The sequence below is a fragment of the Nocardia sp. JMUB6875 genome, assembly GCF_041154655.1.
GTDB lineage: Bacteria > Actinomycetota > Actinomycetes > Mycobacteriales > Mycobacteriaceae > Nocardia.
Genome location: NZ_BAAFGR010000233.1, coordinates 1 through 9,150 on the forward strand (window position 1 = coordinate 1; position 9,150 = coordinate 9,150).

At 66.1% G+C, this 9,150-nt stretch carries 12 protein-coding genes; 6 read left to right on the forward strand and 6 right to left on the reverse strand.

Features of this window, described 5'->3' with window-relative positions; genetic code table 11:
- The first annotated feature begins 389 nt into the window (after window positions 1-389).
- From ACAM49_RS35955 to ACAM49_RS35975, 5 genes are all read left to right on the forward strand, one after another.
- Window positions 390-854, forward strand: a complete 465-nt coding sequence (locus ACAM49_RS35955) for a TM2 domain-containing protein (protein ID WP_369640001.1) — start codon at window positions 390-392, stop codon at window positions 852-854.
- Window positions 855-1,069: 215 nt separating this feature from the next.
- A complete protein-coding gene (locus ACAM49_RS35960; RefSeq protein ID WP_369640002.1) occupies window positions 1,070-1,825 on the forward strand; it encodes a transporter substrate-binding domain-containing protein in 756 nt (251 codons plus the stop codon).
- A 21-nt stretch (window positions 1,826-1,846) separates the two neighbouring features.
- Window positions 1,847-2,515: an amino acid ABC transporter permease gene (locus tag ACAM49_RS35965; protein WP_369640003.1), complete on the forward strand. Its 669-nt coding sequence runs from the start codon at window positions 1,847-1,849 to the stop codon at window positions 2,513-2,515.
- A gap of 90 nt (window positions 2,516-2,605) precedes the next feature.
- Window positions 2,606-4,030, forward strand: coding sequence for a pyruvate kinase (gene pyk, locus ACAM49_RS35970; RefSeq protein ID WP_083913364.1), 1,425 nt, complete (start codon window positions 2,606-2,608; stop codon window positions 4,028-4,030).
- A 13-nt stretch (window positions 4,031-4,043) separates the two neighbouring features.
- Window positions 4,044-4,955, forward strand: coding sequence for an acyl-CoA thioesterase (locus ACAM49_RS35975; RefSeq protein ID WP_369640011.1), 912 nt, complete (start codon window positions 4,044-4,046; stop codon window positions 4,953-4,955).
- 73 nt (window positions 4,956-5,028) lie between these two features.
- Here the strand turns inward: ACAM49_RS35975 and ACAM49_RS35980 are convergent, their stop codons facing one another.
- From ACAM49_RS35980 to ACAM49_RS35995, 4 genes are all read right to left on the reverse strand, one after another.
- On the reverse strand, window positions 5,029-5,391 hold the full coding sequence (locus ACAM49_RS35980; RefSeq protein ID WP_369640004.1) for a hypothetical protein: 363 nt from the start codon (window positions 5,389-5,391) through the stop codon (window positions 5,029-5,031).
- Window positions 5,392-5,586: 195 nt separating this feature from the next.
- Window positions 5,587-6,276, reverse strand: coding sequence for a low molecular weight phosphatase family protein (locus ACAM49_RS35985; protein WP_369640005.1), 690 nt, complete (start codon window positions 6,274-6,276; stop codon window positions 5,587-5,589).
- 99 nt (window positions 6,277-6,375) lie between these two features.
- Window positions 6,376-6,954, reverse strand: coding sequence for a phenylacetaldoxime dehydratase family protein (locus tag ACAM49_RS35990; RefSeq protein WP_369640006.1), 579 nt, complete (start codon window positions 6,952-6,954; stop codon window positions 6,376-6,378).
- A gap of 102 nt (window positions 6,955-7,056) precedes the next feature.
- Window positions 7,057-7,533 (reverse strand): hypothetical protein, encoded by a 477-nt coding sequence (locus ACAM49_RS35995; protein WP_369640007.1) that lies wholly within the window; start codon window positions 7,531-7,533, stop codon window positions 7,057-7,059.
- 205 nt (window positions 7,534-7,738) lie between these two features.
- Between ACAM49_RS35995 and ACAM49_RS36000 the strand changes: the two genes are divergently transcribed.
- On the forward strand, window positions 7,739-8,503 hold the full coding sequence (locus ACAM49_RS36000; protein WP_369640008.1) for a ferritin-like domain-containing protein: 765 nt from the start codon (window positions 7,739-7,741) through the stop codon (window positions 8,501-8,503).
- Here ACAM49_RS36000 and ACAM49_RS36005 read toward each other — a convergent pair.
- Together ACAM49_RS36005 and ACAM49_RS36010 are read right to left on the reverse strand one after the other, a co-directional pair.
- Window positions 8,467-8,808, reverse strand: a complete 342-nt coding sequence (locus ACAM49_RS36005; protein WP_369640009.1) for a ubiquitin family protein — start codon at window positions 8,806-8,808, stop codon at window positions 8,467-8,469. The two genes, ACAM49_RS36000 and ACAM49_RS36005, sit on opposite strands and share 37 nt — an antisense overlap.
- Window positions 8,809-8,967: 159 nt before the next feature.
- A partial coding sequence (locus ACAM49_RS36010; protein ID WP_369640010.1) for a hypothetical protein occupies window positions 8,968-9,150 on the reverse strand: 183 nt, incomplete at its 5' end.

Sequence of the window (9,150 nt, forward strand, 5' to 3'; positions counted from 1 at the left end):
GGGGAGAAGGAGGGGGCGGAGGCCGATGCCGCCGAGTCCGAATCCACCTCGGCCGAGGACGAATCGGACGCCGACGACAAGTCGGACAGCTCGGAAGCCTCCGAGGCCGAACCCGAGAAGGTGGACACCGTCAAGAAGGCCGACACCACCGAATCCTGAATCGTCGCCGAATCCTGAAGCCCGGCAACGATTGCGTGACGCTGCGCGATAACCACTGCGAATCCGGCGATTCCGGCCGGAGATGATGGATCTTTTACCGGCTGGCCGGGCGAAAATCGCCGAGTCCGGCCAGAATTGGCCCGTGATCTCCGGCGGCGACTCCGTGCGGCGGGTTCACCAGTGGTTGGGCCGTTCCGACGGGGGGCGGTCCGCGATTCAGGAGGACGCGAGTGACCGACCCATTTGGCAAGCAGCCGTCGCAGGACGGGCCGCAGTACGGCGCGCCCGGCACCGGCCCGCAGTACGGGCAGCAGCCCTACGGCCAGCAGCCCTACCCGGAGCAGCAGCCGTACGGGCAGCCCGCCCAGCCCTTCGGCCAGCCCGCCCAGCCGTACGGGCAGCCCGCGCCCTACGGCGCGCCGGGCCCGGCCGGTCCCTACGGCGGTGATCCGGAAGCGCCGTACGGGCGCGATCCCTTCGGAGTTCCGTTGTCCGACAAGAGCAAGCTGACCGCGGGCCTGCTGCAGCTGCTCGTGGGCGGCCTCGGCCTCGGCCGGTTCTACCTCGGCTACACCACCATCGGTGTGCTCCAGCTGGTCACCTGCGGCGGTTGCGGCGTCTGGGCGCTGATCGACGGCATCCTCATGCTCACCGGCAAGGTGCCGGACGTGCAGGGGCGTCCACTGCGCGACTAGCGCACGTGTTACCGCGCGACCAGCAGCGCGACACTTCGGTCTCGAGCGGCCGTCACTCGATGGAGTGACGGCCGCTCGCGCATATCATCGGCCCGGGATCGGATCAAGGTTTTCGCGCAACATGATGGTTGCCGTGCTAACCGGTTGGTTCGCGGCGTACCCTTTGTCGGTTGTTTGTCGCGTGGTAACCCACGCCCGAGGAGAGGTCCACCTCCGTGCGCCGTAAGCTCGCCGCCGTCATGCTCGCCGTAGTCGCCGCCGCAGGGCTCGTCGCATGCAGCTCCAGCAAGGACGACGCGAACGTCCTGAAAGTCGGCACCGAGGGCAACTACTCGCCCTTCACCTACCAGGACAACGGCAGCCTCACCGGCTACGACGTCGACGTGATCAAGGCCGTCGGCGACAAGATCGGCAAGAAGGTCGAGTTCACCACCGCCCCCTGGGACTCGCTGTTCGCCGCGCTGGAATCCAAGCGCGTGGACCTCATCGCCAACCAGGTGACCATCAAACCCGCACGCGTGGAGAAGTATTCGCTCTCCCAGCCCTACACCGTCTCCGAGGGCGTCATCGTCACCAAGACCGGCAATGACGGCATCCACACCCTCGCCGACCTGAACGGCAAGACCTGCGGCCAGTCCGAGACCAGCAACTGGGCCGAGGTCGCCAAGACCGCGGGCTGCAAGGTCGAGGCCATCCCGGGCTTCGTCGAGGCCGTGCAGCTGCTCAAGACCGGCCGCGCCGACGCCACCGTCAACGACACCCTCGCGGTGAACGCCTACACCAAGCAGCAGGGCACCGGCACCATCCAGATCGTCGGCAAGACCGGTGAGACCTCCAAGCAGGCCTTCGCCGCCCGCAAGGACTCGCAGGCGCTGACCGATCAGATCAACAAGGCCCTCGACGAGCTGCGCGCCGACGGCACGCTGGCCAAGATCTCCGAGAAGTACTTCGGCACCGACGTCAGCAAGTAAGCGACACAGGGCCTTTCGACAATGGATGACGCCACCTGGGCGCTGGTCCGGCACAACCTGTGGCCGATGCTGCAGGCCACGGTCGACAAGACGCTGCCGCTGACGGCCGTCAGCTTCGTGATCGGGCTTGTGATCGCGCTGTTCGTGGCGCTGGCCCGGATGTCGAGCGTGTGGCCGCTGTCGGCGGCCGCGCGCTTCTACATCTCGATCATTCGCGGCACGCCGCTGCTGGTGCAGCTGTTCATCATCTTCTTCGGCCTGCCCGCGTTCAATATCGTGCTGAAGCCGTTTCCGGCGGCGATCATTGCCTTCAGCCTCAATGTGGGCGGGTACGCGGCCGAAATCATTCGCGCCGCGATCCTCTCGGTCGCACACGGCCAATGGGAGGCGTCCTACTCGGTCGGCATGAGCTACGCGCAGGCGCTGCGGCTGGTGATTCTGCCGCAGGCCTCGCGCATCGCGGTGCCGCCGTTGTCCAACACCCTGATCTCCTTGGTGAAGGACACCTCGCTCGCGTCGACGATTCTCGTGACGGAGTTGCTGAGGACCGCGCAAATGGCGGCTGCGCCGACGTTCGACTTCTTCGCGCTCTATGGTGTTGCCGCTATTTACTACTGGGTAATATGCCTGATCCTGGGCTTCGGCCAAACCCGCTTGGAGACCCGCCTGGCCAGGCATGTCGCCCGTTGACCAGGCATTAGCTGAACGGCTGCTTACGAGAACCGTATATGTGTGTGCCGGGCTCGGCATGAGGGTTGTCACAGGTCTAGGGTTTAAGGCGTGATGCGACGAACGAAGATTGTGTGCACCCTCGGACCCGCAGTGTCATCCGAGGACCGAATTCGTGAGCTCGTCGAAAGTGGCATGGACGTTGCGCGCCTGAACTTCAGCCACGGCGAGCACAGCGACCATGCCGAGAACTACAAGAAGGTGCGCGCCGCCAGCGATGCCGCTGGCCGCGCTGTCGGCATCCTCGCCGACCTGCAGGGCCCCAAGATCCGGCTGGGCCGGTTCGAGGGTGACGGCAAGACCGTGTGGAACACGGGCGAGGAAGTCCGAATCACCGTCGACGACATCGTAGGGACTCACGACCGGGTTTCCACCACCTACAAACACCTCGCCAAGGACGCCAAGCCCGGCGACCGGCTGCTCGTGGACGACGGCAAGGTCGGGCTGACCGTGCTGCGCGTCGAAGACAATGACGTGGTCTGCAAGGTCACCGAGGGCGGCCCCGTCTCCAACAACAAGGGCGTCTCGCTGCCCGGCATGGACGTGTCCGTGCCCGCGCTGTCCGAGAAGGACATCGACGACCTGGAATTCGCCCTGAAGCTGGGCGTGGACTTCATCGCGCTGTCCTTCGTGCGCTCGCCCTCCGATGTGGAGCTGGTGCACGACATCATGGACCGCGTGGGCCGCCGGGTGCCGGTCATCGGCAAGCTCGAAAAGCCCGAAGCCATCGACAATCTGGAAGCCATCGTGCTGGCCTTCGACGCCATCATGGTCGCCCGCGGCGACCTCGGCGTGGAGCTGCCGCTCGAGCAGGTGCCGCTGGTGCAGAAGCGTGCCGTGCAGATGGCGCGCGAGAACGCCAAGCCGGTCATCGTGGCCACCCAGATGCTGGAGTCCATGATCACCAACTCCCGCCCGACCCGCGCCGAGGCCTCCGACGTGGCCAACGCGGTGCTCGACGGCGCGGACGCGGTCATGCTCTCGGGCGAGACCTCGGTCGGCGACTACCCGATCGAGGCCGTGCGCACCATGGCCCGCATCGTGCACGCCGTGGAATCGGAGTCCTCGACCCGCGTTCCGCCGCTGACCCACGTGCCGCGGACCAAGCGCGGCGTCATCTCCTACGCCGCCCGCGACATCGGCGAGCGGCTGAATGCCAAAGCGCTGGTTGCCTTCACACAGTCCGGTGACACGGTGCGCCGCCTGGCCCGCCTGCACACCCCGCTGCCGCTGCTCGCCTTCACCCCGCAGGCCGCGATCCGCAGTCAGCTCGCCTTGACGTGGGGCGTGGAAACCTTCATCGTTCCTCCGGTGGGCACGACCGACGAGATGATCCACCAGGTGGACAACGCGTTGCTCTCGATCGGCCGGTACAACAAGGGTGACCTGGTGGTCATCGTGGCCGGCTCGCCGCCGGGTACTGTCGGGTCCACCAACCTGATCCACGTGCATCGCATCGGCGAGGAGGACCACTAGTTTGAGTGCGTCGCTGGACGAGACGTCTTCGGACGTCGTCGCGGCCCCCGAGGGGACCGGTTCATCGGAAGATCTACGTGAGCTGCTACGCCTGCTTGATCTCGAGGAGAACGGCCCCGACATCTTTCTCGGACATCACCCCGAGAAGGTGTGGAGCCGCACGTTCGGCGGCCAGCTGGTCGCGCAGGCGATCATCGCCGCGGGCCGCACGGTGGGGCCGGAGCGTCCGATCCACGCGATCAACGCGCACTTCGTGCGCGGCGGAGATCCCAAGCAGCCGATCGAATATCACGTCGATCGGCACCGGGACGGGCGCTCCATCGCCAACCGCACGGTGACGGCGTATCAGGACGGGCAGGAGCTGTTCGTCATGCTCGCCGCGTTCCAGGACTGGGGCAAGGGGCTCGAGCACGGCGCGCCCCTGCCCGACGTCCCCGGCCCGGAAGACCTTCCGCGCGTGGAGGAGTCGTTCGTGGGCATGGAGGACAAGCTCCAGATGTTCATCAACGCACCGCATCCCATCGAGATGCGCTACACCAACGACCCGGCCTGGATCCTCAAGGGCAAGGGCGAGAGCCTCGAGTACAACCGGGTGTGGATGCGCACCGACGGCGCGCTGCCCGACGATCCGCTGGTTCACGTTGCGGCGCTGGCGTATTCGTCCGACACCACGGTGCTGGACTCGATCGTCACCACGCACGGGCTGTCCTGGGGCTGGGACCGCATCATCGCGGCCACGGTGAACCACTCCATCTGGTTCCACCGGCCGTTCCGCTTCGACGACTGGGCGCTGTACGCCACCGAGTCGCCGGTCGCGGCGGGCTCCCGCGGCCTGGCCCGCGGACACTTCTACTCGCGCAACGGCGACCTGCTCGCGACGACCGTGCAGGAAGGCGTGATCCGCCACTTCCCGGCGCGACGCTGAGGTAACGCGGTCACTGAAATACGCACTATCGGGCCGTACCCACGCGGGTACGGCCCGTTTCGCGTATTCGGCCCTAGATCAGCTCGCGGTTCTCTTCGAGTTCGAAGTTTTCGCGCTGGAGCGCATGCACGATGTAGGGGACCGGCTCGTCGGCGGACAGCTCCAGCACCAGACGCTGCTCGAGCTTGGCGATGCCCGCCTTGGTTAGTTGACGGGCCTCGCCCACCAGGCTGAGCGCGATCTCGTAGGTGCGCCGATCGCCCGGTTCGCGGCCGGGATGATCCAGCCGCCACTGGGTTTCGAGCACGGTATGGGTGGGGTCGTCGCACTCCACCGGCAGGGTGAAGCGCCACGCGAAGATATCTCGATCGGCGACGTATTCGTCGACCACGCGGCACACGGTCTGAGTGACCCGGTGCAGGGTCTGAGGTGTCACGTAAACATGGAGCGAAACATCCGAAATTCGCTTCGGCATGTCCTTGGTCCTGTTCTTGTGTCGAACCACCGGCAGTGGCGTTCGGCGGAACGGATAAGTGTTCCGCGCGAGAGTGTAATCCCTTACCGGACCAACCCGGCAGCAAGGTGTATTGACACGCGGGAGATCAGGACACAAGTGTGCCGGATTTGCCTGCTATCCGGCGGATTCCGCCGCGTGCCGGGTCGGTTGCCCTGCCCGGTTGGGGGATTCGACCGGCCGGGGGTATTCGGCCCGTCTGCCCGATTCGGCCCGGCCGCCGTCGATCACCAGCAGCGGCTGCTGGCCGGTCGAGGGGCTGCGCGGGTGCAGGGTGGCCTGCGGATGCTGATGCGCGTGCAGCGCCAGCAGCAGCGGGACCAGGGCTTCGGCGATCTTGTCGCCGACATCGCAATACTGTTGCGGGGAAAGGCCGACCGGGTCGGAGATGTTCTCGCGGCCGACGTAGGCGAGATCGTCGCGGGCGGCATGCAATCCGACGACGGTTCGCGCGCCGCTCACCTTCGCGATGCGGTAGGCCTCGAGCAGGGTGAAGGTGCGGGGGAGCGCCTCGGGCACGAGATCGCGCACCTGGTCGCGGATCTTGTCGGTCATGGTCAGCACCAGGTCGGCGCGGTGCACCATATCCGCCTTGAGGCGGCGGGCCTTGAAGTTGTCGGCATTGCCGCCCAGGCCCACAATCGTCTGTGCGGCAAGGGGTTCCACCGGGAATCCGACCAGCGCGCGCACCCCGGCGCTCTCGGCGGACAGGTCCTCGAGTCCGTGGTCAGCGGCCACCGCCAGGGTCAGACGTTCGGCAATGACGGATCGGCAAACATTTCCGCTGCACACGAACAGCACATGCATGCGGATAACTTATGCCCGCCGTTGTCGCTTCGAAACAGTTCTGTGACCGAATCACACGTTTGAACCGCAGTGTTCATCGCGCGGTCGAATGTCGCTCACCTACTGTTGGTTCCCGTTCACCGGAATATCGATAGCCGAATAGGTATCTGTATCGGTCTTACCATAAATCGCGGATTCCGTTACCACGGGCGGGATTTCGGGCGCGTGTCGTTCCGTGTCCGGAGTGTGGTCGCGCACCCGCCCCCGGGTGGAGAACAACCGGCCCCGAGCTGGGACGGTGCGGGCGAAGCGGGCCAGCCCGGTGGGTGCGGCCATATCGTCGTACACGGAATCGATTCCGCCCCTGGCGAAATAGGCCTCATGCCAGAATCCGGTCCCGCCGGAGTCCTTCAGGAACTGCTGCCACCAGATCCGGTGCGGTTCGGATCGGGTCCACCGTTCGAGGCTCTCCAAATCCCGCCAATACTGCCGCGCGCCCCAATGCGGCGGCCACAGCGACCACACCACATCCTCGTGCGACAAAAGGCCGTCCGGGCGATCGTGATGCGACTTGTACAACTTGGGACCGACCCCGAGCAGCCGTAGAATTCCCCGCGGCGTACGCACCCGCATGCCGAGCAATATCACGACCAGATCCGGATACTCCGACAGGTCCGCGGTCATTCTCTGCACCCGCATCCACGCCTCCGCACGCTCGTCCAACCTCGTGCGGACCTACGTCCGTCCCCCGAATCCGGTTCGAAAGTCCACGACTCGGTCTTGGTTTCCAGCGTAAGCCCGTCAGGTGCTCAGGCGTAGCACCGCTGAGCTGCCGTGAACGGCAACCACCTTCACCGAGAGCCCGTTGAGCGAGATGGTGCCGCCGACCCCGGTCGTCCCGGACACCGGAAATCCGAACAGGCTCGATGTCGCGGTCACCGACCCGGGCGCGATCTGCCCGATCTTCACCGGGCCGCCGAGCCGGGTGTAGCCGGGGATCGGAATCGTGGTCGGCCCGTCGACCTGGATCTCGCAGTTGCCGTTCTTGCAGGCATCCAGGTTCGTGCCGTCGGCCGCCGACGGCAGCCCGGACGCTTTGGTTTCCTTCGGAGTCGTCGTCACCTGCACCGCCGTCGTCTGCTGGGCCGCCACGGTTTCCGCCGGTCCCGCGGATCCGCCGGTCGTCGAACCGCACGCACCGCACAACCCCACGATCACCACCCCCATGCCGATTCTGGCCGGTATCGCTCTCGCCAAGTCGGTCATCGGGATTCGCATGCGGCCTCCACCATGCTGTTCGGAACTACGGGAGATCTTGCGCGACCCACCCCGTCCCCGCAGCAAAATGCGAAACAGCTATCAGCCAGATGTTCGGCTCATCTCCCGCGTCCCCACACAATCTCGACACCGCGTCCCCCCGAATCCCACATGCCATTCCTAGAGTCGATCTCACCCCGGCCCCGCACCCAGATCGGAGGGCCCCGTGCCCGACCCGCACTCATTCGCCCGCTGGACAGCCGAATTCGAGGCCAAGGCGGTCGCGCGCCTTCGCACCGGCGACCCCGACTGGTCCCTCGGCGCGACCCTGTCTCCCGCGATAGTTCGCAGCATCCAGCGCTTCCAGGTAGGCGAATCCGGCGACGGCGCGAATCTCAGGGCCAAAGCGGCCAGAGCAGGCGACCCCACCTATGCGGCTGCCGTCGACCTCTTCGTCGCCGAGGAACAAAACCACGCCCGCCTACTGCGTCATCTTCTCCAATCCGCCGGCCACGAAACCATCCCCGCCCACTGGACCGACACCGCCTTCGTCCATCTCCGCCGCGCCCTGGGCCTCCGCCTCGAACTCATGGTCCTGTCGGTGGCCGAAGTAATCGCCGTCCCCTATTACGGAGCCCTCCGTGACGGAACCGCAGACGAACTGACCACCCGCACGGCCGCCTTGATCGTCGCCGACGAACAACGCCACATCCCCTTCCACACCCAGCGCCTCCACCAAGCCTTCGTGCCGACACCGGCTGTGCTGCGCCCCCTCATCCGCGCCGTCTGGTGGGCAATCCTGGGCGCCGCGATCCTGGTCGTCCTCCTCGACCACGCCCCGGCCTTGCGCGAATTGCGGGTAACCCGAAGAGAATTCGCCCGCACAACCTTCGCCCTCTTCGCTCCGATTTGTGCCACGGCCCTCCCTCCTAGGGAGCGCTCGACCGCGTACGCCTACCGCAGCACCACATGCAGGGTGGAGCCACTCTGAATGTTGTAATCGGAGAGGGTGCGCCCCTCCATGAGTTCCTTGCCGGCGAAGATCAGGCGCAGTCGATCCGGCGCCGTGTTCATCTTCTCGCCCAGAATCTCCTTGAACTCCTCGATCGTGGTCGAGGGCTCGGCACTGTCGATCGTGTATTGCGTTCCGTTGATCGTCTTGACGTAAACCACGTATCCCTGCGCGATGCGCGGCGGGGAATCAATGACCGTGGTGCCCGGCACGGCCGCGGCGCCACCGCCGATGGCCGTGGACACCGCAATGGCCGCGATGAGAGCGAGACAGATCCTTCGCATCGAAAAGTCCTTATCGTCGTCTCGAATACGGATCTCAACCGATCTTGTCCACCGAATGCACCATAACCGTCCCCACGATCCGATTCGTGGATCGACTGCCCCTCGGTGCGCCTCGTGCCCAGCCTTATCCGTCCCCGGTGCGCCGACAACCGAATCCGCCTACGCCCCTGCGACGACGTCCCGCAGCCGTCCGACCACCTCCGCGGGCGCGGGCATACGTGCGATCTCCTCCGAAACCTCCCGCGCCGCATCACGGTAGGCGTTCGCCCGCCGCGGCATCAGCCGGGCGGCACAGTCCCCGATCGCCCCGGAATCAAGGTCGCCCCCGCGCAGCTGCAACCC